This is a genomic window from Streptomyces profundus, assembly GCF_020740535.1.
In the GTDB taxonomy this organism is placed as follows: Bacteria; Actinomycetota; Actinomycetes; order Streptomycetales; family Streptomycetaceae; genus Streptomyces; species Streptomyces profundus.
Genome location: NZ_CP082362.1, coordinates 3,473,696 through 3,495,925 on the forward strand (window position 1 = coordinate 3,473,696; position 22,230 = coordinate 3,495,925).

At 72.1% G+C, this 22,230-nt stretch carries 18 protein-coding genes; 10 read left to right on the forward strand and 8 right to left on the reverse strand.

What is annotated here, in order from left to right; genetic code table 11:
• The first annotated feature begins 4 nt into the window (after window positions 1-4).
• The 3 genes from K4G22_RS15315 (at window position 5) to K4G22_RS15325 (ending at window position 3,476) form a co-directional block, all read left to right on the forward strand.
• Window positions 5-346, forward strand: a complete 342-nt coding sequence (locus K4G22_RS15315) for a hypothetical protein (protein ID WP_228080789.1) — start codon at window positions 5-7, stop codon at window positions 344-346.
• Window positions 343-2,655 (forward strand): ATP-binding cassette domain-containing protein, encoded by a 2,313-nt coding sequence (locus K4G22_RS15320; RefSeq protein ID WP_425336691.1) that lies wholly within the window; start codon window positions 343-345, stop codon window positions 2,653-2,655. The genes K4G22_RS15315 and K4G22_RS15320 overlap by 4 nt, the downstream gene beginning before the upstream one ends.
• A gap of 215 nt (window positions 2,656-2,870) precedes the next feature.
• The gene (locus K4G22_RS15325; protein ID WP_322785099.1) at window positions 2,871-3,476 is read left to right on the forward strand and encodes a DUF1707 and DUF4190 domain-containing protein; all 606 of its coding nucleotides are present in this window, start codon (window positions 2,871-2,873) and stop codon (window positions 3,474-3,476) included.
• A 37-nt stretch (window positions 3,477-3,513) separates the two neighbouring features.
• Here the strand turns inward: K4G22_RS15325 and K4G22_RS15330 are convergent, their stop codons facing one another.
• Both K4G22_RS15330 and K4G22_RS15335 read right to left on the reverse strand, forming a co-directional pair.
• Window positions 3,514-4,962: a glycosyltransferase gene (locus K4G22_RS15330; RefSeq protein WP_228080792.1), complete on the reverse strand. Its 1,449-nt coding sequence runs from the start codon at window positions 4,960-4,962 to the stop codon at window positions 3,514-3,516.
• Entirely contained in the window at window positions 4,952-5,113 is a 162-nt protein-coding gene (locus tag K4G22_RS15335; RefSeq protein WP_228080793.1) for a hypothetical protein, read from the reverse strand. Before K4G22_RS15335 ends, K4G22_RS15330 begins: the two co-directional genes overlap by 11 nt.
• Window positions 5,114-5,237: 124 nt before the next feature.
• On the opposite strand from K4G22_RS15335, the gene K4G22_RS15340 reads away from it, so the two are divergent.
• The 3 genes from K4G22_RS15340 to K4G22_RS15350 all read left to right on the forward strand — a co-directional run bounded on the left by K4G22_RS15340 (window position 5,238) and on the right by K4G22_RS15350 (window position 8,544).
• Window positions 5,238-6,044, forward strand: a complete 807-nt coding sequence (locus tag K4G22_RS15340) for an Fpg/Nei family DNA glycosylase (RefSeq protein ID WP_228080794.1) — start codon at window positions 5,238-5,240, stop codon at window positions 6,042-6,044.
• 170 nt (window positions 6,045-6,214) lie between these two features.
• Window positions 6,215-7,189, forward strand: coding sequence for a glycosyltransferase family 2 protein (locus tag K4G22_RS15345; RefSeq protein WP_228080795.1), 975 nt, complete (start codon window positions 6,215-6,217; stop codon window positions 7,187-7,189).
• Window positions 7,186-8,544 carry an alpha-2,8-polysialyltransferase family protein gene (locus K4G22_RS15350; RefSeq protein WP_228080796.1) on the forward strand — a complete coding sequence of 453 codons (1,359 nt, stop codon included), beginning with the start codon at window positions 7,186-7,188 and terminating at the stop codon, window positions 8,542-8,544. The genes K4G22_RS15345 and K4G22_RS15350 overlap by 4 nt, the downstream gene beginning before the upstream one ends.
• A 557-nt stretch (window positions 8,545-9,101) precedes the next feature.
• On the opposite strand, the gene K4G22_RS15355 is transcribed toward K4G22_RS15350, so the two are convergent.
• Window positions 9,102-10,211, reverse strand: coding sequence for an acyltransferase (locus tag K4G22_RS15355; RefSeq protein WP_228080797.1), 1,110 nt, complete (start codon window positions 10,209-10,211; stop codon window positions 9,102-9,104).
• A gap of 324 nt (window positions 10,212-10,535) precedes the next feature.
• Between K4G22_RS15355 and K4G22_RS15360 the strand changes: the two genes are divergently transcribed.
• Entirely contained in the window at window positions 10,536-11,285 is a 750-nt protein-coding gene (locus K4G22_RS15360) for a sulfite exporter TauE/SafE family protein (protein ID WP_228080798.1), read from the forward strand.
• Window positions 11,286-11,364: 79 nt separating this feature from the next.
• Here the strand turns inward: K4G22_RS15360 and K4G22_RS15365 are convergent, their stop codons facing one another.
• The gene (locus K4G22_RS15365) at window positions 11,365-12,972 is read right to left on the reverse strand and encodes a DUF6297 family protein (RefSeq protein ID WP_228080799.1); all 1,608 of its coding nucleotides are present in this window, start codon (window positions 12,970-12,972) and stop codon (window positions 11,365-11,367) included.
• Window positions 12,962-13,627, reverse strand: a complete 666-nt coding sequence (locus tag K4G22_RS15370; protein ID WP_228080800.1) for an ABC transporter ATP-binding protein — start codon at window positions 13,625-13,627, stop codon at window positions 12,962-12,964. Before K4G22_RS15370 ends, K4G22_RS15365 begins: the two co-directional genes overlap by 11 nt.
• A gap of 91 nt (window positions 13,628-13,718) precedes the next feature.
• Here K4G22_RS15370 and K4G22_RS15375 point away from each other — a divergent pair, with 91 nt between their 5' ends.
• Complete coding sequence (locus K4G22_RS15375) at window positions 13,719-15,254, forward strand: ATP-dependent DNA ligase (RefSeq protein WP_228084098.1); 1,536 nt, start codon at window positions 13,719-13,721, stop codon at window positions 15,252-15,254.
• A gap of 192 nt (window positions 15,255-15,446) precedes the next feature.
• Window positions 15,447-16,502, forward strand: coding sequence for a L,D-transpeptidase family protein (locus K4G22_RS15380; protein WP_228080801.1), 1,056 nt, complete (start codon window positions 15,447-15,449; stop codon window positions 16,500-16,502).
• A 68-nt stretch (window positions 16,503-16,570) separates the two neighbouring features.
• On the opposite strand, the gene K4G22_RS15385 is transcribed toward K4G22_RS15380, so the two are convergent.
• Both K4G22_RS15385 and K4G22_RS15390 read right to left on the reverse strand, forming a co-directional pair.
• The gene (locus K4G22_RS15385; RefSeq protein WP_228080802.1) at window positions 16,571-18,118 is read right to left on the reverse strand and encodes a type 1 periplasmic-binding domain-containing protein; all 1,548 of its coding nucleotides are present in this window, start codon (window positions 18,116-18,118) and stop codon (window positions 16,571-16,573) included.
• Window positions 18,115-20,247: a hypothetical protein gene (locus K4G22_RS15390; RefSeq protein WP_228080803.1), complete on the reverse strand. Its 2,133-nt coding sequence runs from the start codon at window positions 20,245-20,247 to the stop codon at window positions 18,115-18,117. Before K4G22_RS15390 ends, K4G22_RS15385 begins: the two co-directional genes overlap by 4 nt.
• Window positions 20,248-20,373: 126 nt before the next feature.
• On the opposite strand from K4G22_RS15390, the gene K4G22_RS15395 reads away from it, so the two are divergent.
• Complete coding sequence (locus K4G22_RS15395) at window positions 20,374-21,441, forward strand: ketopantoate reductase family protein (RefSeq protein WP_228080804.1); 1,068 nt, start codon at window positions 20,374-20,376, stop codon at window positions 21,439-21,441.
• Between the two features lie 302 nt (window positions 21,442-21,743).
• Here the strand turns inward: K4G22_RS15395 and K4G22_RS15400 are convergent, their stop codons facing one another.
• The gene (locus K4G22_RS15400; RefSeq protein WP_228080805.1) at window positions 21,744-22,181 is read right to left on the reverse strand and encodes a DNA-binding protein; all 438 of its coding nucleotides are present in this window, start codon (window positions 22,179-22,181) and stop codon (window positions 21,744-21,746) included.
• Window positions 22,182-22,230 lie beyond the last annotated feature (49 nt).

Genomic DNA, 22,230 nt, shown 5'->3' on the forward strand with positions numbered 1-22,230 from the left:
GGAGATGCGGCTGTCCTTCCACGCCGAGTTGATGCCGATGAACGGCATGGTGACGCAGACGGCGATGGCGACCCCGGCGATGGCCGCCAGCTCCCTCCGCGTGCTGCGTCACGGAGTGCCCCGACCGCTGACCGGCCTGGGCGTCGGCTGTGCCGTGGTGTCCTTCCTGATCACCAGGCCGTGCGATGTGCCGATCAACGGCAGGATCGAGTTGTCAGTGCCGGGTGTCATCATCGGGAGTCCTCATGCCCGCTCCTCGCCCTGGAGCGCCGGTGCGGGCTGGCCATACCGATCGCGGGTCCTCCCGTTCAAGAACCTCAGGCCGACACCAGAACCTCAGGAATGATGATGTCTCCCGAGCAGTCACCTCAGCATCCGTCCGAACCGCACGGCCCGTTCACCGCCGATCAGCACCACCAGATCCAGGTGCGGGGCGCCAGGGAGAACAACCTGCGTGACGTCTCGCTGGACATCCCCAAGCGCCGGCTGACGGTCTTCACCGGGGTCTCGGGATCGGGGAAGTCCTCCCTGGTCTTTGGAACCATCGCGGCCGACTCCCAGCGCCTGATCAACGAGACATACACCGCGTTCATCCAGTCGTTCCTGCCCAGTCAGGGGCGCCCGGACGTCGACGGGTTGCACAACCTCAGCGCCGCCATCGTCGTGGACCAGGAGCGGATGGGCGTCAACTCCCGTTCCACCGTGGGCACGGTCACCGACGCCTACACGATGCTGCGGATCATCTTCAGCCGGCTGGGCACCCCGCACATCGGCACCTCGACCAGGTTCAGCTTCAACAGCGCCGAGGGCATGTGCCCCGAGTGCGAGGGCATCGGCGAGGTCAGCAGGATCGACGTCGACCAGCTGGTCGACCGCGAGCTGTCGATGCGGGACGGGGCGATCACGGTGCCGGGGTTCGAGGTGGACTCCTGGTACTGGCAGGTGATGGCGGGCTCGGGGCTCTACGACCCCGACACCCCGTTGAAGGACTTCACCGAGACCGAGTGGGAGGACTTCCTCCACAAGCCGACCGCCAAGATCAAGGTCGGCACCAGCAACATCACCTACGAGGGCCTGGTCACCAGGGTCCAGCGGATCTACCTCAGCAAGGACCGCGAGTCGATGCGCCCAGGGCTGCGCGCCTTCGTCGACCGGGCCGTGGTCTTCGCCGAGTGCCCTGCCTGCGGGGGCAGCAGGCTGAACGAGGCGGCGCTCGGCTGCACCATCGACGGCGTCAACATCGCGCGGTGTTCGTCGATGCAGATCAACAACCTGGCCGAGTTCGTCGGTGGGCTCAGGGCGCCCGAGGTGGCGCCGCTGCTGACGTCGCTGCGGGAGCTGCTGGAGTCGCTGGTGGAGATCGGGCTCGGCTATCTCAGCCTGGACCGCCCCTCCTCGACGCTCTCCGGGGGTGAGTCGCAGCGGGTCAAGATGGTGCGCCATCTGGGGTCCAGCCTCACCGACATCACCTATGTCTTCGACGAGCCCACCGCCGGGCTGCACCCGCACGACATCCAGCGGATGAACGGCCTGCTGCTGCGGCTGCGCGACAAGGGCAACACGGTGCTGGTGGTGGAGCACAAGCCCGAGGTGATCGCGATCGCCGACCATGTGGTCGATCTGGGGCCGGGCGCGGGCTCGGACGGCGGTCAGATCTGTTACGAGGGCCCGCTCGACGGATTGCGCACCTCGGGCACGCTCACCGGCCGGCATCTGGAGCACCAGGTCGGTCCGAAGGCATCGGTGCGCACACCCACCGGCCGGCTCCCGATCGCCGGCGCCAAGTTGCACAACCTCCAGGACGTGCATGTGGACATCCCGACGGGCGTGCTCACGGTGGTCACCGGGGTCGCGGGCTCGGGCAAGAGTTCGCTGATCCACGGTTCGCTGCCCGGCCGGGAGGGCGTGGTGGTCGCGGACCAGACGCCCATCCGTGGATCCCGCCGTTCCAACCCGGCCACCTACACGGGCCTGTTGGGCCCGATCCGCACCGCCTTCGCGAAGGCCAACGGCGTCCGGCCGGCGCTGTTCAGCGCCAACTCGGCCGGCGCCTGCCCCAACTGCAACGGCCTCGGCCTGGTCTACACGGATCTCGCCATGATGGCGGGTGTCGCCTCCGTCTGTGAGGAGTGCGGAGGCAAGCGGTTCACCGCCGAGGTCCTCGGCTATCTGCTGCGTGGCAAGAGCATCAGCGACGTGTTGGACATGTCGATAGCCGAGGCCCACGCGTTCTTCCCGTCCGGCCAGGCCGAGGTCATCCTGGCGCGGCTGAACGACGTGGGCCTCGGCTATCTCCGGCTCGGCCAACCGCTGACCACCCTCTCCGGGGGCGAGCGGCAGCGCCTCAAGCTCGCCATCCACATGGCGGAACGCGCGGCCATCTACGTTCTGGACGAGCCCACCACCGGTCTGCATCTGGCCGATGTTGATCAACTACTCGCGCTGCTCGACCGGTTGGTGGACGCCGGCAACACGGTGGTGGTGATCGAGCACCATCTGGCCGTGATGGCACACGCCGACTGGCTGATCGATCTGGGCCCCGGCGGCGGATACGACGGCGGTCGGGTGATCTTCACCGGCACCCCGGCCGAGATGGTGGCCCAGGGGGACACCCGCACCGCCACCCACCTGCGCGGCTACGCCCAACGCGGCTGAGCGGCGCCGGTCGGCTCCGCCCCGCACGCCCGAGGCGGGAGGGGAGCCGACCGATCGGGCGCTTATCGGGTTGCCAGCGGCCTGGGCCACATGGGAACTTTCGGGCTGACTTGGACGTCTGCTGGGTAGGGGAATGGCGACTTCCGGCTTGGGCGGGCGCTGTCGCGGCGCGGCCGTCGAGTGGGTGGGGCGATCGGGGAGGCTGCGGTATGTCGATGGAGTACTGGCAAGGTGGGCAGCCGGCGCCGTCCATGATGCGCGCATCGGACAGCGACCGCGAGCGTGCCGCCGACGTCCTGAAGGCGGGGTTCGCCGAAGGCCGCCTGGGCAAGGACGAGTTCGACGCCCGGGTGAACCGCCTGCATCAGGCCACCACCTACGCGGAGATCCAGCCGCTGCTCGCCGATCTCCCCCAGGGGCCGATGCCGATGCCTCCGTCGCCCCCGGCGGCGACGCCCTACCCGCCGACCGTCGCACCGTCGTTCGTCATGCAGCGGCCCCCGTTCCCGGGGCCCGGCTACGGCCCGGCCTACGGCGGCCCGCCGCGTCCGATCTACCACGCGCCGCGTCCACTGCCGTTCCCGCCGCCGCCCCAGACCAACGGCAACGCCGTGGCCGCCATGGTCTGCGGCATGTGCGGCTTCTTCACCTACGGCCTGACCTCCATCCCCGCGGTGATCCTCGGCCACCGCGCCCGCGCCACCATCCGCCGCACCGGCGAGACCGGGGACGGCATGGCGATGGGCGGTCTGGTCATGGGCTATCTGACGTTGGCCCTGATGACCGTCGGCATCACCCTGCTGGTCCTCCTCGCGGCCTGAGGCGGCGGGCGAGGGCCTGTCCGGCGGATCGGGCAGGCTAGCCGGCCGATGCCCTGCCGGGGACGGCGTCCCCGCGCGTCGTCGCCTGGTCCGACGGCGGCCTCGTGTCGGCCATGGGCTCAGCCGTCACCTCCACCCGCTGTCGCGTGCCCCAGGCGTTGATGTGCCAGCAGGTGGCCAGGGCGTAGAGGTACAACGGCCGCAGCACCAGCAGCCGCCACAGCCCGGCGAGCGGCGAGAGGGCGAACAGCGTCAGCGACACGGAACGCGGCTCGTCGAGGCGCCGGACGCTGAACCGCCGCAGCGCGACGAGGTAGTTGATCGCACATCCGATGACCAGCGCGTGCAACATGATCCCGGTCAGATTGGCCCGCGCCCAGGGGTCGGCGACGACCATCACGGGCAGGAGCAGCCCCAACAGCAGATGGGTGTACTCGACCACGGGCATCCAGAAGCCGAGCGAGCGCAGCGGCATATGACGCAACCACCAGAGGTGGCGGACGGTGGTGCCGCGCATCCACCGCAGCTGCTGGTTGACATAGTGCGCGGGGCGCTCGGGGACCAGCGTGAAGACGATCGCCGAGGGCTGGTGGACGGTCCGGCCGTCGAGTCGTGCGTACATGGTCAGCATCGAGTCGTCGTTCAGCTGTATCGGCACGCCACGGAACCGCTCGCGCTCGTAGACGCCCGCGTGGGCGCGCACCACATCGGCCCGGTAGAAGGCGAGCGTCCCCGAGTTGATCAGTACCGAGCCCAGGACCGACTGCGCGCTGCGCAGCCCTCGGGTGAAGGGGAGGTACAGCATGGAGGTGAGCATGGTCAGCGCGTTGCGGCGGGTGTTGAGTACGGTGACCAGCCCGGCCACCGACCGCACCCGCGGGTCCGCGAACGGCTTGAGCCCCTCCCGTACCGCGTGTCGGTCCAGGACCGAGTCGCTGTCCAGGGTGACGAAGATGTCGGCGTCGTCCTCGGCCAGGACCCGCATCTGGGCCCAGCGCTTTCCCTGGTTGACCGTGTGTTCCCAGCGCACCTCGATGCCCAGCGGCCCGGCGCGTCGTTCCAGGTGCGCGCGTTCGGCCCGGTAGGTGATCGGTTCTCCGGTGGTGACATCGACCGAGCCGTCGTTCACCACCGCGATGCGTTCGACCCGGCGGCTCTGGTCGAGCGCCGAGTCCAGGCAGAGGCGGAGCGCGTGGGGGTCCTCGTTGTAGACGGGGATCTGCACGGTGACCCGCAGCCGGTCCACCCCGTGGCGCTGGGCGCGGGAGACGCCGATCGGGCGTTCCCACCAGCACAGCGGCAGCCACCATGCCAGGGAGAAGGACGCCAGCCAGATGAGTGCCAGCGGGGGCGCCCCGTCCGACCAGGTGATGACGCCGACGAGATGCCAGGTACCCCACACGGCGAGCGCGACCAGGGCGATCGCCGCCAACGCGGCGTGCCGCCCCGGGGCGGCGTGGTCGGCGCGGGGCGGCTCATACCTCATGGGCGCTCTTGCCACGTCGGAAGGTGGTCCGCACCAACAGGGCCCCGGCGAGCACCAGGGCCAGCGCCCCCACGACGAACCAGACCTGGCCGAGGGCGATGCCCCCCAGGGCCAGCCCGGCGCCCGTGGGCGCGAGCGAGTGATACGCCATCAGCACTCCTCATGAATAGCCCGTATGGCAATGGCATATAACAAATAACAGAAAAAGGTAGAAACGGGCTGATTGATGCGTTGGTCCGTCTCCAGGTGTGGCCCTCGCGGCGCATCATGGGGAGATGCCAGAGGGAGACACGGTGTGGCTGACCGCGCGGCGCCTGGACGACGCGCTGCGTGGCCGGACGTTGGTCCGGTGCGATCTGCGGGTCCCCCGGCTGGCCACGGTCGATCTGCGTGGGCGTGCCGTGCGGGAGGTCGTCGCGCGTGGCAAACACCTGCTGACCCGGGTCGAGGGTGGCCTCACCCTCCACTCCCACCTGCGGATGGACGGCGCCTGGCGCGTCTTCGACATCGGTGAGCGCTGGCGTGGCGGCCCGGGGCACCAGATCCGGGCCATCCTCGGCAACGACCAGCGGATCGCGGTCGGCTACCGCCTGCCCGTGCTCGACCTGCTGCGCACCGATCAGGAGCGGCGCGTCGTCGGACACCTCGGCCCCGATCCGCTGGGCCCCGACTGGGACCGGGAGGAGGCGCTCCGCCGGCTGCGCTCCCAACCGGAACGTCCACTCGGCGACGCCCTGCTCGACCAGCGCAACCTGGCCGGCGTCGGCAATGTCTACCTGGCCGAGCTCTGCTTTCTCGCCCGGGTCACCCCCTGGCTACCCGTCGGCGAACTCCCCGACGCCGAGGCGATGTTGACCACCGCTCAGCGGCTCCTCACGGCCAACAGGGAACGCTTCGACCGCACCACCACGCCGCCCGCCGAGCGGCGCTCCCGCCTGTATGTCTACGGCCGCGCCGGTCGGCCCTGCCTGCGCTGCGGGACCCCGGTACGGGTCACCGCCGACACCCATGGCGAACCGGGCAGGGAGCGCCCCACCTACTGGTGCCCGCGCTGCCAACTCGGCCCGCCGCCCCCGCGCTGAGCGTGCGGCTTCGCCTCCACAGGTGCACGACCAACGCTCTGACCAGGCGGAACTCCACGACTCACCGAGCGTACACACATGGTTCACCACCCGGTCATCCGGCCGTATCCTGACCCGCTGATCAGGTGTTTACCGTCGCATAGATTCTGCCTACGGCTTCTGGAAACCTGGTGCCAAAACTCTCTGTGATCGTCACCTGCCACAATGTGCAGGAGTTCCTGCCCACCACCCTGCGCGGACTGGCCCGGAACGCCGGTCCGGAGACGGAGTTCATCCTGGTGGATGACCGTTCCGTCGATGCGACGGGGGAGATCCTGGGCCGTGCCGAAGGAGAGTTGCCCCGGTCCAGAGTGATCAGGCACGCGACCAACCAGGGCATCTCCCAGGCCCGCAACACCGGGATCGAGGCCGCCGGCGGCGCCTATGTCACCTTCCTGGACGGCGACGACTGGTACGCCCCCGGCTATCTCGCGGAGCTGGTCACCGCGATCGAGGAACTCGACTGCGACGTGGTGCGCACCGACCATGTGCAGTCGACGGAACGCAAGCGGACGGTCGTGCGCGCCCCCTCGCCGCGCCGGGACGCGGCCTTCGACCCCAGGGACGCGATCGGCCCGGCCGACCGGAAGACCATGGTGGACTACCCCTTCGTCTGGGCCGGTATCTACCGCCGCGCGCTGCTCGACGAGCGGGAGCTGCGCTTCACCCCCGGCCTGCGGACCGCCGAGGACCGGCTGTTCACCTGGCAGTTGCATCTCCGCGCCCGCTCGATGGCCACGGTGGGGCTGCTCGGCGTGTTCTACCGAAGAGGGGTGACCACGTCGTTGACGCAGATCAAGGACGAGCGGCAGTTGGACTTTCTGCCCGCGCACGATCAGATACTGGCCGAGGTGCAGGCCGACCACGAGAGTGATCGCTTCCTGCCCAAGATCGTCCGCACCTACTGCGCGATGATCGCCTTCCACGCCGCCAACGCGGACGGCTACGAGCCGGCCGCGGCCCGGCGGCTGCGCCGGGAGGCAGCCGCCGCCCTCCACCGCTTCCCGCCCGATTTGCTGGACCGCACGCTTGTGGCGATGGGTGAGGAACGCGGCCGAGTACTCCGTCGGTTGGCCGGCCGGAGCCGGAAGGCGGTCACCGCATGACGGGGAAGCGGCGTACCCAGATCTTCGAGGTCTCCACCCTCTATGGCGCGGCCACCCTGGCCGCCGCCCTGGACGCCGGGCGGTTCGGTCCACGCGGCTCCGCCCGGCGGATGCTGCTGCTCTCCAACAACGCGACCGTCCCCGAGACGGCCGCGGGGCTCCCGGACATGACCGGCTGGGCGCAGGTCGTCTCCCGGTTCGACGCGGTACTGGACTGGAACGAGGCGATCCGGCCGTTCCACCCGGGGGACTGGCGTCCCGTGGACCGGGACGCCCCGCTGTGGCAGCGGCTGCTGCGCCGCTACTGGGATCTGGGCGAGGGGCCGATCGAGCTGGTCGTCGAGTCGGTGCACGCCGCCCCGGCCGCCGCCCTGGCGACGATCTTCTCGGACGCCGACCTCCATGTGTACGCGGACGGCCTGATGAGCTACGGCCCGACCCGGGAGCGGCTGCCGGTGGGCACCGCCTGCCGGATCCGTCGACTCCTCCACCTCGACCTGGTGCCGGGACTGCGCCCGCTGCTGCTCTCCGAGTACGGCGTGCCGGCCGAGACCGTGCCGAGCGACAGCTTCCGCGCGATCCTCGACGAGATCACCCAGGCCAGCCCGCCGCCCGCCCAGGAGATGGGCGTCGAACGTCCGGCGGTGCTGCTCGGCCAGTATCTGGCCGCGCTGAACATCCTCACCGAGGCGGAGGAGGAACAGCTCCACGAGCGGATGCTGCGGGGCGCGGCACGGGCCGGCTTCCGGGCGGTCGTCTTCAAACCGCACCCCACCGCCCCCGTGCGGTACTCCCGTCTGCTGGAGAAGGCCGCGGCGGAGGCGGGCGTCCGGCTCACCGTTCTGGACACCCCGATGCTCGCGGAGACCGTCTTCGCGCGGTACCGCCCCGGACTTGTGGTGGGCTGCTTCTCCACCGCCCTGCTGACGGCCTCCGTCGCCTACGGGATCCCCGTCGCCCGGGTCGGCACCGGGCCGCTGCTGGAACGGATCAAGCCATACCAGAACAGCAACCGGGTGCCGCTGACCCTGGTGGACGCGCTGCTGCCCGATCTGGAGGCGACGGCGAAGGGTGAAGTGGTCACCGACCGCCCGACGTTGGCCCAGGAGATCGAGCCGCTGCTGCGTACCGTCGGCTACTGCATGCAGGCCAAGGCCAACCCCGGGCTGCGCGCGGAGGCCGAACGGTGGCTGGACGCCGAGCTCGGCCCCGCCACCCACCGCTACTTCAAGCGGGCCCGCCTCACCGCGCTGGCCCTGCCGGGCGGCTTCGGCTCCCAGCTGGCCCGTCAACTCCCCGGCGGCGGCGCCGCCATCCGGGTGGCACGCCGCGTCCGAAAGGCCACCCGCCGCTGACCGCCTTGCCGCTGGGGCTTGCGCGGCGCTGTGCCTGAGCGGCCACGGCCGCTCAGGCACGACACGACGGGAGGCCGCCTTGCCCGCGACCGCTGCCGGCTCGCGCCGGGGCCGGGCGCCCCAGCGAAGTGGGCGGACGCGCCCCGCCGACAGACAGGGCCGTGGCCGATGAAGGGGAGCGAAGCAGCCGCCGGCAGGGCTTGCCGCCGAGGCGCGTTCGACGGCGGGGTGCCGGTCGCGCGGTCCGGTGTGCCGGGATGGGTGGGCCGATACCGGGTGGCCGTTGCCGCGCCAGCGGGCTGGTCGCCTCCATCCGAGGCGCCGGCCCCCACCCGCTGGCGGGTGGCCGCTGCGATGCCGCAGTCGGTGCGGGGGGCGTGGACTGATGGGCATGGCGGACGCGGGCGCCGACCGCCCGTTCCGTTCGCCCCGGCGTCAACGTGCCCCGGGCCGGCCGGCCCCCGGTGTGGGCCGGGGGCGGTCGGTGCGGAGACGTGCGCGCCGCGGGGGAGGCTTGTTTCACGTGAAACAAGCACCGCTGTGGGGAAGACGTGCGGTCAGCCGAGGGTGCGGCGGAGTCCGAGTCGCCCCCAGAGGAGGCTGACGGCGTAGGAGAAGGCGAGGGTCGCCAGCAGAAGACCCGGGAAGAACACGGCCGTCTCCAGCCCGGACCAGTCGGGCTCCAACAGGCGCACCACGATCTCCTCGATGAACAGGACATGCACCAGATAGGCGCCGAGTGCCGCGTTGGCCAGCTTGTTGACCAGGGGGCGGCGGTGCTCGGGAACCCGCACGCGGATCAGGAGCAGCACCACACAGACGCTCAACACCGCCACAAACGGGTGCGCGTTGGGGATCACATAGTGGATGTCGACGTTGTACCAGACGATGCCGGCCACGGCGGCGAGGCCGGTGAGGGCCAGCGGCCAGCGGTACCGCGTGGCCACCGCGCTCGCGCTGGCCAGCAGGAACGCGCCGCCGACCGCGTAGATCACCGAGTAGGTGCCGAAGCCCCAGCCCACCCGTGGCATGGTCCACCCCGTGATCTCGTGGATCGTGGTCAACGCCGGGCCGAGACCGGCGAGGCCCATCAGCAGCAGGCCGAGGCCCCAGGGGCGGGCTCCCGCCCGGAGCAGCACCACAAAGCCCAGCATCACCACGATGGGCAGGTAGGCGTACATGAACCACAGGTGGTAGGCCGGCTCCACCGAGTCGAAGAGGGAGTCGACGGCCAGGTCGGTCATCGGCTTCTCGTTGCGGTCGCGCAGCCAGGCCCAGAGAAGGTAGATGCCGGTCCAGACGAACATCGGCACGAGGTTGCGCCGCAGGCGCTGCCAGAGGCGCCCGCTCGTCCTGGGCGGTGCGCCGGAGATCACCGCCCAGCCGGCTATCGCGAAGAACACCGGCACCGCGAACGCCATGGTGGAGTCGCCGACGAAGCCGGTCCAGTAGACCGCCGCGCCCTCGGACTCGCGTTGGTTCACGGCGTGGATCAATGACGCGCTGACATGTGTCGTGATCACCGCGCAGGAGGCGACCAGCCGCAGCAGATCAATGTCGTGGCGGTGCTCTCGCGCGGGGGGTGGTGGCTCGGCGGTGGCGGCGGCCGAGGCCGTGCCCTGGCCGTTCTCGGAAACGGCGGCCGTGGGTGCGGTGTTGGTGGGCATGGTTCCGATCGTCAGTCGTCAGAGGTGCCCACGGCTGCCGCGCCGTGCCAGCGATGGCCACCGGTCGCGGGGCACCGGGCCCCGACAGGATCCGGCGCCGGCACGGGTGGCGGATCGGGGCGCGCGCGATGTCGACGGTGGGCTCAGGCGGAGTGAAGATAGCCCGGGAGCGCCAACTCCTCGCCGCGGCCGAGTATCCGCTGGGTGAACGTCTGGCCAAGGCGGGGGAACCCGTGCTTCGGACGCGCCCTACCACGGTTGGGCCGCTGCCCGGGGGCCCGGGCGCCTCCGAGCCCTCGGGGGCGCCGGTGCGACGATGGCCGCATGGTGATGGGTCTCGGCGGTGCGGAACTGGCGGTGCTGGCCGTCGCGGCCGTGCTGGTCGGGGTGGCCAAGACGGCGATCGGCGGGGTCGCCTCGATCACCGTGGCGCTCTTCGCCATGGCGCTGCCGGCGAAGGAGTCGAGCGGCGCGCTGCTGCCGCTGCTGATCGTCGGGGATCTGCTGGCGGTGGCGGCCTACCGTCGGCACGCGGACTGGAGCGCGCTGTTGCGCCTCTTCCCCTCGGTGGCGGCCGGGATCCTGGTGGGCGCCTGGTTTGTCTCCCGGGTCGACGACACGGTGATGCGGCGCACCATCGGCGGAGTGCTGCTGCTGGTGGTCGCGGCGCACCTGTGGCAGCGGAGACGAAAGGGCGAGCGCAACGGCAAGGGCGCCGCGCCAGCCCTGTTCTACGGCCTGCTGGCCGGGTTCACCACGATGGTGGCCAACGCGGGCGGCGCGGTGATGGCCGTCTATCTGCTGGCCGCCGGCTTCCCCATGCTGACCTTTCTGGGCACCGCGGCCTGGTTCTTCCTGATCGTGAACGTCTTCAAGGTCCCGTTCAGCGCGGGGCTCGGGCTGATCGGGCCCGAGTCCCTGACACTGAACGCGATCCTGCTGCCCGGGGTCTTCCTCGGCGCCTTCCTGGGCCGACGGTTGATCAGGGTGCTGCAACAGGGGGACCGGCAGCAGCTCTTCCAACGCCTGATCCTCGGCTTCACCGTGGTCTCCGCGCTCAACCTGCTTCGCTAGGCCGGGTCCGCGAAGTCGAGCCGGGCCCGCGACGCCAGGCACCCGCCACCCGCGTCCCCAACCTCACAGGGCAGTACACCTAGCCGGTCGCTCGGCGCCGCGCGGCGTGACGGGCCCAGCCGAGGGCGGCGACGCCGACCGCCACGGCCCAGATGGCCGGCAACGCGAACGGGCCGTCGGCGAGTTGGGCCGGCAGCAGCGCCGACAGCGTCAGCAGCGGGCCCCTGCCCTGCCAGAGCAGGGCCTGCACCGGGCCCGAGTTGCCGGCCGGGGTCTCCACACCGAGCATCATCGAGCCGGGCATGATGCCGCGATAGGCGCTGACCAGCGAGGCGCCGAGCAGCGCCGGCACGCAGAGCGGCAGCAGCGCGAGCGCCGGATCCCCGAGGCCGCTCGCGGCGCAGAGGGCCAGGGCCGGCGGCAGCGTGACCCAGAGCAGGACCGCCGGCAGCACGGCGTGCCACAGCGCCAGGGTGCCGTGCGGCCAGGGCAGCTGCGCGGCCCGCCGCCGGTCGTCGCTCTCCAGACGGGCCGGCTCCACCAGTTGGGCCGCCGCCAGATAGCCGGTGACCAGCGCGGCCACCAGCGCCAGCGGCTGCCCCGAGGCGGTGCACACGATGGTCAGCGCCCAGAGACCCAGGCCGAGGCCGAGCCGTCGGGGGGCGCGCAGCAGCCCGGTGGCGTCCCGCCAGGGCAGCAGCAGCAGGCGGGCGCGCGGCGCCGGCAGCCGGGGAAGGAACGTCGCCAGCGGTCCAGACGCGCGGCGGGAGCGAAGGGTCGGGCGCAGCGCGGCGTGGGCCTGACGCGCGTCGAGGCTCCAGAGCGCGGCGAGGAACCCGTCGGCCACGGCGGCCTGTTGCCGCAGCACCCGGGCCGGCACGGCGCGCGCCGCCCGGTGCGCCACCAGCAGCGCGGCGCCCGAGGCCAGCACGGCGAGCGCGGCGCCGGCGATCCCCTCGGCCGTGGTGACCCGCCCGCCGGCGGCGGCCAGCGGCAGCACCGGCCAGCCCCAGGGGCCCGACCAGAGCGCGATCCGCCCCGGCCCGACGTGCCCGGTGGCCGCCGCCAGCGTGGCATACGCCCCGGCCGCCAGGGCGACCAGCGCCAACAGGGGCCGCAGCCGCTCGCGTTGGTGCCACGGGTGGTCGCGTTGCACCAGCACGGACGTGGTGGTGACCAGCGTGCCGACCGCGAGGCCGCCCCCGGCGCCGGCGAGCACCAGCGGCAGCGGGCGGCCGGCGCCGACCGCGTAGACCAGGAGTCCGACCACCCCGCCGAGCACGGTGGCGGCGACCGCGGTCACCAGCAGGCCGACCCGCAGCCGGGGCAGCAGCAGCGCCGCGCGGGAGACCGGATGGGGCAGCAGCCAGTGCACGGCGGGCGCCGACAGCCGCACCGGGCCGCGCCAGACGGCCAGTTGGGCCGCGCCCAGCAGGACCAGGGCCACCAGCGCGGGGCCGGTGGTGGGCAGCGAGACCAGCAGGCGCTCGGCGGCGGGCCCGCGCCACCGTTCCTCCACGGCCGCGTTCGCCAGCGCCCACACATAGGGGACGGCGTAGATCGCGGTCAGCAGCAGGACGCAGTAGAGGGTGTAGGCGGCCTGCCGGCGCCTGGCCCGGCGGGCCGGGGCGCGCAGCGCGTCGAGCGCCGCGAGCGCGCCGCCGTGGTCCGCGTGCTCAGTCGTCACGGGCCGCGGTGGGAGTGTGCGGCAGCAGGGCGCCGTCCAACAGGGTGTACTGCCGGTCGGTGATCCGGTCGGCGAGCGTGGCGTCATGGGTGGCCAGCAGGATCGCGGTGCCTTCGGCGGCCTCCTGGTTGAGCCGTTCGGCGAGTTCGGCGCGGGCCAACTCGTCGAGGTGGGCCTCGGGCTCGTCCAGGATCAGCAGGGCGCGGGGGCGGACCCTGGTGGCGGCCAGCGACAGCAGCTGGGTCAGCCCGGCGGAGAGGACGTTCGGCAACTCGTCGGCGTGGCCGGACAGTCGGTGGCCGGCGAGGGCCTCGTCGACCAGCGCCTCGGCGTCGGGCACCGCGTGCGCCAGCGCGACCAGCAGCAGATGCTCCCGCACGGTCAGATCCGGATAGCACGCGCCGGGCGCCAGCGCGCAGGCGACGCCGGCGCGGAACTCGGGGCGGTCCTCGCTGGCCGGTTCGCCCAGGAAGTCGGCGGTGCCGGCGTCGGGGGTCTCCCGGCCGGCCGCGATCCGCAGCAGGGTGGACTTGCCCGAGCCGTTCTGCCCCAGCAGGGCGACACGGTCCCCGGCGGTCAGCGTCAGGGACACCGAGGCGAGCACGGTGCGTCGTCCGTAGCCGTGGGCCACATCGGCCAGTCGGAGGACGTCCATCCGATCAGCAGATCACACGGTGGGCGGCGTGGGCCTGGTGGGGGTGCTCTTCGCCGCGCCGGTCGTGGCCGGCAGGGGCAGCATGGGAGGCATGCTGCTGGCCGATGTCGCGGAGACCTGGCGAGAGGTGGCCGCCACCGCCGGGCGGTCGGCGAAGGTGGCCGCCCTGGCCCGGCTGTTCGCCGAGACCGAGCCCGAACGGGCGCCGGTGGTGATCACCTGGCTGGCGGGACGGCTGCCGCAGCGGCGGCTCGGCGTGGGCTGGCGGGCGTTGGCGGAGCCGCCGCCGCCGGCGGGGTCGGCGCGGCTGACGGTCGCCGAGACCGACGCCACCCTGGCCGAGATCGGCCGCACGGCGGGTGCGGGCGCCGAGGCGAGGCGGCGGCGGCTGCTGCACGGGCTGTTGGCCAGGGCCACGGAGCCCGAGCAGTCGTTTCTCGCCGGCCTGATCAGCGGCGAGCTGCGGCAGGGCGCGTTGGACGCGCTGGCGGCCGAGGGCCTGGCCGTCGCCGTGGGCGCGACGCCGGCGGCGGTGCGGCGGTCGGTGATGCTGGGCGGTTCGCTGGGCGCGGTCGCCGAGGCCGTGTTGGCGCGTGGACCGGCGGCGCTGGCGGAGTTCACCCTGCGCGTCGGCCGCCCGGTGGCGCCGATGCTGGCCAGCGGCGCCGGCAGCCTGGACGAGGCGCTCGACCGGCTGGGCCCCTGCGCCCTTGAGGAGAAGCTGGACGGGATCCGGGTGCAGGTGCACCGGGACGGCGACACGGTGCGGATCTACACCAGGACGTTGGACGAGGTCACCGAGCGACTGCCGGAGGTGCGCGCCGCCGCGTTGGAACTGGCGGTCGAGAGCGCCGTGTTGGACGGCGAGGTGATCGCCCTGGACGAGGCGGGCCGGCCGCGCCCGTTCCAGGAGACGGCCGGGCGGGTGGGCTCCAGGCTCGACGTGGCGGGGGCGCTGGCCGCGCTGCCGCTCTCCCCGGTCTTCTTCGACCTGCTGGCGGTGGACGGCCGGGAGCTGTTGGACCTGCCCACCGAGGCCCGGCACGCCGAACTGGTGCGGATCGCCCCCGATCCGCGCCGGGTGCGTCGGCTGCTGGTGACCGATCCGAGCAGCGCCGAGCAGCGGGCGGCGGCCAGGGAGTTCAACGAGCGGACGTTGGCCCGGGGGCACGAGGGGGTGCTGGTGAAGGCGGCGGACGCGCCGTACAGCGCCGGGCGCAGGGGCGCGTCCTGGGTGAAGGTGAAGCCGGTGTACACCCTGGATCTGGTGGTGTTGGCCGCCGAGTGGGGGCACGGCCGGCGGGCCGGGTGGCTGTCCAACCTGCATCTGGGGGCCAGGGACGAGGACGGCTCGCTGGTGATGCTGGGCAAGACGTTCAAGGGGCTGACGGACGCGCTGTTGACGTGGGGCACCGAACGGCTCCAGGAGCTCGCGGTGGACAGGGAGCGCTGGGGGGTGCGGGTGCGGCCCGAGTTGGTGGTCGAGGTGCGCGTCGACGGCGTGCAGCGCTCCAGCCGCTATCCCGCCGGAGTGACGCTGCGCTTCGCCCGGGTGGTGCGCTACCGGGAGGACAAGACCCCGGACGAGGCTGATTCGGTGGCGGCCGTACGGGCGCTTTTGCGGTAGTTCATCCCGCCGGTCTCGCGCGCGGTGACAGAATCGCGACGTACGTGGCCGCATTGTTATGGCCGCAGCCGCAACAAACCACCGGTTTCGCGCATCTTTACCTATGAGGTCCGGTGAGGTCCCGTTATCCCAGGGGGAATTCTGATGCGCTCCGCGCCCGTTCGCATGTCCTCGCGTAGAACTCCGCGAGGTGTGCTGCTCTCCGTTGTCGCCGCCGTGGCCGCGGGTTCGCTGCTGGTCACCGGCTGCGCCGCGCAGGGGCAGGAGGCGCCCGAGGATTCGGCGGCCACGGAGGAGGCCACCCCCGATGAGACCGCGGACGACGCCGGCGGGGACACGGGGGACGAGGAGCCGGAGGAGGCCGAGGAGGCCCTGCTGGAGTTCGGCGACGAGTCCGAGCAGGTGCGGGAGTTGCAGGCCAGGCTCACGCAGCTGGGCCACTTCACGGCCCAACCGACCGGCTACTACGGCGATGTCACGGTCGGCGCCGTCTCCGAGTACCAGCGGGAGCGGGATCTTGAGGTCTCCGGCACCGTCTTCGAGTCGACGTGGGACGCGCTCACCGGCGAGACGAGCGATCCCACGCAGGACGAGCTGTTCCCGCGCCAGCAGGTGATGGGCTACGGCGACAACACGGACCAGGTGCGGGAGTTGCAGGCCAGGCTCGCGCAGCTGGGCCACTTCACGGAGAACCCCACCGGCTACTACGGCGATGTGACGGCCACGGCGGTGCGCGCCTTCCAGTCCGCCGCCGGCATCGAGGCGAGCGGCACCGTCTTCGACGACACCTGGGACGCGCTCACCGGGCAGACGACCCAGCCCACCGAGGAGGAGATGTATCCGCCGCTTGAGGTGCCGGAGGCGGAGCCGGAGAGCGATCTGGACGAGCGCTGCCTGACGGGCCGGGCGCTGTGCGTCTCCAAGACCTCGAACACCCTGTCCTGGGTGGTGGACGGCGATGTCCGGATGACGTTGGACGTCCGCTTCGGCGCCGAGGAGACGCCCACCCGCGAGGGCGAGTTCGAGCTCTACTGGAAGTCCCGGCACCACCACTCCACGCTCTACGACTCGCCGATGCCCTACGCGATGTTCTTCGACGGCGGCCAGGCCGTGCACTACTCCGAGGACTTCGCGGCCAACGGCTACAACGGCGCGTCCCACGGCTGTGTGAACGTGCGCGACGAGGCCGGCATCGCCACCCTCTTCGACGAGGCGCAGGAGGGCGACAAGGTCGTCGTCTACTGGTGAGCCCCCCCGCCCGGACCGGGGACCCCGGTCCGGGCGGAGCCGTCGGTCAGCCGCCGGTCAGCCGCCGGTCAGCTGTTGGGATCCGGGCAGGTATCCGCCCTCGGCGGCGCCCCGTCAGGCCAGCCGAGGCCCAGGAACCTCACCTCGACCTCGTCGCCCTCGAGGGCTGGGACGAGTTGCACGATGGAGACGGCCTTGTTGCCCGGGTGGCCGTCAGCGTTCAGGCAGATCCAGCCGCTGACTCCGACCAGCTTGAGATTGCCCCTCATCTGCCGCCACGTGTTGGTGACGTCCTCCAGCTCGGGGATTCCTTCGCCCCCCTTGACCCGGATGCCCTCCACCGCCACCGCTACCGCGTCGTACATGGTGATCGCGCGGGAGTCGACCAGATCCACCGTGCCCGCCAACTCCTGCTCGGCCACCAGCTCCTCAAGGTCCTCGAACTCCTCATACGAGCCGCCGATCCCGTCGTTCCCCAGCCAGGTATCCGGGTGTGCGTTGGTGGTGTAGAGGACGGTCACCCTCTCCAGGGCCGAGACGTCCAGCTCCGGGTCGGTGGTCAGGGTGGAGGCGCCGGAGATGGTGATCACCGTGAACTCCCGCTCGCAGTTGTGCTGGCCCAGCGCGTTGACGAACAGCCGCAGCTGGACATTGCGGCCGGCGAAGTAGATCACCTCCGCGTCGCTCGCATGACAGAGGCTGGTGATGATGCGCTCGAAGTCGGTGGTCAGACTCCCCGTGTCATTGACGTCGTCCGGTGAGCTGAAGGTGTCGACGCGGCGGTTCTGGTCTCCGTGCAAGTTACCCATCACCCTCGTCAGCGAAGAGAGATGCCTGTCCCCCGCGCGCACGTCCCTGACCAGGTGGGTCTTCGAGAGGTCGATGTCAAGGTCGCTGATGCCGGGGAGGCCGTTCCGCAACGCCCTGCCCTGGGCGTCGTTATCGGGCACCACCCGGGCCGGGTTGGGGGCACGATGCGGCTCTCCGCCGTCGTCGCTTTCATGGCCCAGGTTCTCCGCGGTCAGCGGCCCTGTCACCACCGGGATGCCCTCCCCGGTGAGATAGTCCAACGCCGCCGCAGTCTCGTCCGTGCTCACGTTGAAGCCGACGACCGCGCGCAGATTGTCCTCGTCGGAGGCGGCCATCTCCACCAGTTGTGCGGCGACCGGCTCCCACTGCTCACTGTCCTGACCGGTGTTGGCCAATGCCAGCCGGATCTTCGGCACCGCGCTGTTCGCGTCGTGGTTGGCCCGGTGCTGCGCCAGATAGGCTCCCGCGACCTCGTTGACCATATGGCCGCGCTGGATCTCGTCCCCGGCGGTGAACGGCAGGATGAAGCCGAGCGTCACATAGTCCTCCTCGCCGTCCACCACCGCCCTGTTCTCCTCCCTGATGAGCCGCGACAACTCCGTGAACTCATCGGAGTCGGCCATGAAGTTGAAGGAGCCGTCCGTCACGCCCACGCACTCGTCCCTCGGGCCCTTCTTGGACACCCCGTCGGCACACCTGGTGTCCTCGGCGAAGAAGGCCCGATAGGCCATCACGCCGACCGTGCCGAGCAGCGCCAACGCCAGGACGGCCAGGAGCGACTTCACGGCCGGGCTGTTCCATCTCATGCGGGTGCTTCTCCCCTCTGTATCGGCAGGTCGGGCGCCTGGACGCCGCTCTCAAGCGCGGCGGGCCACTGTCGGAAGGCCGTGCGCAGGGTGTCCTCGTCGCGGTGCTGGGTCAGGGTGAGCAACGCGGCCCGCACCCGGTCCAGATCGGCTGGCGCCGGCTCGGGGAGCAGCGGGTCGGAGGCGGCCCACACGCCCCGCACCAGGTTGCCGACCGCCCGGTGCACCACCTCGCCGCCGGCGTCCGCACAGGACGGGCAGTCCGCGTCGTCGGACCAGACCCTCACCCCCCTCGGCGGGGGCGGCGCCGCGCACACCACCTGCACGGCGGCCAGCCAGTCCGGCTCGGCCAGCCGGCCAAGCCGGTGGTGCAGCCCGCGCACCGCTGGCGCCAACTCCCCCAGCGTCAGCGAGTGGTGCAGATAGCCAAGACCGTGCTCCGCCGACCCGGCGGGCAGCTCGTCGGGGTTGTGCGCGGCGCGCAGCTCGCCGAGGACCGGGACCACCGTCTCCCCGCCGCGCTCGACGGACAGCCGCCACAGCAGTAACGCACGGAGCGCCCGGTCGCCGACCAGCGGAACGGGGCGCGCCGGCCCCGGCTCCTCGACCGGCCAGGGCCAGGGCCGCACCCGCCAGTGCGCCCCCGCCTGCTCGGCGTCCACCGCCTTGAGCCGCCGGTCCAGATCGTGTTCCACGTTCCCCGGCTGCGGTCGGCCGAGGGCGCGCAGCGCCCGCGCGGCGGAGTCGGTGTCCAGGGCCGGGGCCAGCAGGGTCAGATCGCGCAGCACATCGGGGTCGGGCAGCAGCAGCCGGGCCAGCCGTTCGCCGACCGGGGTCTCCCCCTCGGCCGGCAGCGCCAGCAGCTCCTCGATCGGCGTCTCCTCCCCGCGCCCGGCGCGGGTCGCCACCGCGTCCAGCAGCAGGGCCGCGCTGCCGGGGCGCGTACCGGCGAACCGATCGATCACCCGGCTCAGATGGCGCGGGAAGGCGGCCGAGCCCGGGGCGCGACGCATCCGCTGCATCGTGCCGATCTCCTTCGGCCCCACCTCGGGGACGGCCAGGGACAGCAGCCAGTCCTCGGCGCGCCCGTCGGCCGGGCGCTGCCAGGAGGCCCCGCCGGCCGCCTCGGCGCAGCTGGTCAGCCCCTCCGTGCTGCCCAGCGCCGTGGTCACAAAGGCGACGGGGAAGTGCGCCTCGGCCGCGTGGCCCGCCCGCGCGAGGGACTGATAGGCATCCAGGAGCAGCGTCAGCACATGATGGCCCACCGTGGTGTGCACATTGTCCAGCAGCACCAGTGGCCTCGGAGTGGCGTTCCACCTGCGTACCACGCCGTGGTGGGCGGCCAGATCGGCGAGGAACGCCCGTAGCAGCAGGAGCTCCACCGCTCGCCGGCCCTCGCCCCGCTCACGGAACTCGCCCACCATGCCGAACAGCCGCTGCACCGCGCTGCCCTGGTACTCCAGCTGGTCCCGCCACCAGGCCAGCGCCCTCCTGTCGGGCCGGCCGCCGACGGAGCTCAGCACACCGCGCAGGAGGGGCTCCACCGCCGCCCCCGCCATCGGAAACCCTAGCGAGTCGACCACCTGGACGAACCACTGCTGGGCCGCCTCGTTCAGCTTCTTCCGGTTGGGCTCCCGCTGTTGCAGCAGATCCCGCAACTCCTGCTCGGACTCCCGCAGATCCGCCGGCACGCCGCGCCAGCCCTCCGACACGTCCGCACTGGTCCGCCAGGCGGTGATCACCAACAGACCGACGCGCAACCGGGGAAAGGCCAGGGGGCGGCGGAATCTGGTGGTCTCAGAGGCCAGCCGATAGGAGAGCAGATAGAGCAGATGGGTGGTGGCGGAGGCGTTCTCCGCCGCCTCGCCCGTGAGGTCGCTCAGGACGGACTCGCCGAAGTCGGGGGCGCCCAGATCGGCCCTGGCCAGCGGGAGTCGCTGGTTGTAGTTGCTGAACAGGGCGCCCAGCAGCGCCGTCTTGCCGGTGTTGCGCCCGCCGACCACCCGCAGCACCGGCCCGCCCAGCGGGAACTCGAACCGCACCCCCCGGTTCTGATGCGGATCGAGACCGACCTGGCGCGGTACGACCCGCTTGATTAACTCCTCGTGCTCGTGGAGCTGTCCACCCATGGTGCCCCTCCCCCTGCGGCTTGAGAAGCCCGCCTTGACGCGTGGTCCCCTTCGCACCGAGATTAGCGGCGGCCGGATCAGCCCGTGGTAAAACCAACGATCGCGGAACGAGGGAGAATGTGCCGCATGCGGTACATCATCATCGGCGCCGGCGCGGTCGGCGGAGCGATCGGCGGACGGCTGGCACAGAGCGGCCACCAGGTTGTGTTGGTGGCCCGAGGGGCGCACGCGGCGGCGATGCGCGCCGATGGCCTGCGCCTTGACACCCCCGAGGAGAGCCTCAGGCTGCGACTGCCGGTGGCCGAGGGGCCGGAGGAGGTCACGCTGGGCCCGGAGGATGTGCTGATCCTCGCCGTCAAGGTCCAGGACAGCGTGGCCGCACTCAACGCCTGGGCCCGCCGCCCGGTGGCCGGCGGCGGCACCGCCGGCGAACGGCTGCCGTTGCTCTGCGCGCAGAACGGGGTGGCGGGCGAACGGCTGGCGCTGCGCCGCTTCCGTCATGTCCACGCGGTGTGCCTCTGGCTCCCCGCCCAGTACCTCACCCCGGGCCGGGTGGTCGCCCCCTGCTCCCCGCTCACCGGCGTCCTGCACCTGGGCCCCTACCCCGAACAGGCCCCGCACCAGCCTTCGCAACAGTCCCCGCAACAGCCCTCGCCGCAGCGGGAGTTCGCGGACCAGACGCTCCGCTCGATCGTCGCCGACCTGGAGCGTTCCCGCTTTCTCGCCCGGCTGACGCCCGACGTGTCGCGCTGGAAGTACGCCAAGCTGCTGGGCAATCTGGCCAACAGCCTGGAGGCGGTCTGCGGCCCACTGAGCGCGGACGAACGGCTGCTCGACCTCTATGCCCTGGTCCGCGCCGAGGGCGAGGCGGTGTTGGCCGCCGCTGACATCCCCTATGTCAGCGAGCGGGAGGAACGGGAGCTGCGCGCCGGCCGGATGGAGATGCTCCCGGTGCCCGACACCGACTTCAGGGCCGGCTCCTCCTGGCAGAGCCTGCGCCGGGGCGCCGGCTCCATCGAGGCCGACTACCTCAACGGCGAGATCGCGCTCCTCGGCCGTCTGCACGGCGTCGCCACCCCGTGGAACGAGACCCTGCAACGGCTGGCCAACACCTTCGCCGCCGAGGGCCGCGAGCCGGGCTCCCTCCCGGTGGACACCCTGGTCAAGGAGGCGTCGGCCGCCTCGGCCCGGTGACCGACCTCGGACGGAGGGGCGTACGCGCGGCCCGCGCGGGCCTCGGCCGCGTGGGCCCCCGCCGCGCCGTGCCAGCTCCGACTGGGCGAGTGGTGATCCCGCTCGGCCACGCGGCGTCCCCGCGTCCTTCGGCGGCCCGGCGCCGGTATCCGTCCGCGCCCTGAACTCCACCACGATCCGGGCCGGTCGCCCGATCGGCGAGTCCGGGGGCCGAGGCCCACCGTGTGCGTCGTCGGGCGAGCTGTCCCCGCCCGGGGCCGGTGGCGATCGAACTCCCGCCGGCCCCCGGCCCGGGATGTCGCCTACAGCTCGTCGGCCGGCGGGCGTTCGGTCAGCCGGGCGTGGCGTTGGCGGGCGGCCTGCGGGGTGCCGAGGCCGAGGCCGAAGGCGATCTCCTGCCAGGTGAGGCCGCGCCCCCTGGCCATCTCCAGCAGGCCGCGCTCCAGCTCGTCGAACTCCGCGCGGGCCCTGGGCACCAGGCTGAGCGCCGCCGTGATGTCCGCGTGGTCGATCTCCGCCTCGCCCTCGGCGCGCTCGGCGGCGCCGCTCAGCAGGAACGCCACCAGCCGCACCGCCTCGTGGGGCGCGAGAACGAACGGGTGCGCGCCCCGCGCGCGTTGCTCGGGGGAGGCGGCATGGCGCTCGGCGATCCGGAAGAGCGCGGCGTGCGCGCGGTGCGCCCGGGCGGCTTCCGGATCAGGGGGCGTGAACGGATCGGCAGGCTCTGGCACTTCGCTCATGCGCCCCATCCTGAGCCGGCGCACGCACGCTTGTCAACGTATTGATGTA